Source organism: Hydrotalea lipotrueae (genome assembly GCF_019249625.1).
In the GTDB taxonomy this organism is placed as follows: domain Bacteria; phylum Bacteroidota; class Bacteroidia; order Chitinophagales; family Chitinophagaceae; genus Hydrotalea; species Hydrotalea flava.
In genome coordinates, this window is the sequence record NZ_JAESDL010000063.1 from 1 (window position 1) to 1,145 (window position 1,145).

General features: G+C 40.5%; 1 pseudogene. It reads right to left on the reverse strand.

Going from position 1 to position 1,145, the window contains the following annotated elements:
• Positions 1-1,145, reverse strand: a pseudogene (locus JK139_RS15385) (hypothetical protein); the annotation flags it as partial.

Consider the following 1,145-nt stretch of genomic DNA (forward strand, 5'->3'; position numbering starts at 1 on the left):
TGCCTATACTACTTAGCTGGCTTCCCGTTAATGCCCCATGGGTGGCCGCTGCTAAGGGATTGGCGGGTGTGCCCAATAAACCGCTTAACAGGGTTAAAATGGGTAAATTGTAATTGGTATTGTCATTCGTGTTATTTTGGCTATAATAGCTTTTGCCAAAAATATCAATAACATCACCGGCCATTACTTTTAGGGTAATGCCCAACCCACTCTTATCGCCCGTACTGCTGTTTAATTTATATACCTGTGTACTATTGGCCGTAGTATTGCTATTGGGGTTGTTGTTGGGTATGCCATTGTTATTGGGGTAAGTTGGTATAAACCGGGGGTTGGGTACAATGGCTGCCGGATTAATGCTATAATATTGGTTTTCTATGTACGCAGCACTGGTATTGCTGGTAATACTGCCTTCTACTGTAGCAGCAGGGTATATGTCTTGTTTTTGTTCATCGGTCAGTACCATTCGTACATTACCCAAATGGTCTTTAATAAAATAATCCATCGCAAAGCTGGCCGCTACACTGCCAACTGCGGGTATAAATCTTGCCCTGCCTTCTTCATGGCTAACAAACTGTAGCACATCGTTTTGATACACAAAACCATTAATATACAATGTGGCATTGGTAACAGCAGGGTTTAGGGTATTATCCGTTGTTATTTTTGCCAGCTTGTTACCCGATGCATCATATACATATTGAATGTTTCCTTTTGCTGTTACACTTACCTGTTGTGGCAGGTTTAAATAATTGTATTGTATGCTGCTAATGGCTTTGTTCTGGTCGCTGATTAAATTGCCATTGGCATCATAGGCATAATCGGTAGTGGTTTTTGTGGCGGTATTATAATGAAAATCGCCCAGGGTACTGGTTGGGTTATTGGCCGCATCGGTTACCTGTTGCAATTGATTACTGCTGCCATTATTCTGATAGGTATAATTCAGTTGGTCTATTAATCCTGAACTGCCAATTAAATACCCATACTGATTCATGGTTAGTATATTGCCATTGGCATCGTAACTAAGGTTGTTTACACTAAAGTTTAAAAAAGCATTGTCCCAACTACTGCTATTGCTGTTTTGCAGAAAATTGGCTGCTGTTATCCGGTTCACATTATCGTAAGTAAAATCATATTTACGGTTAGTGGCA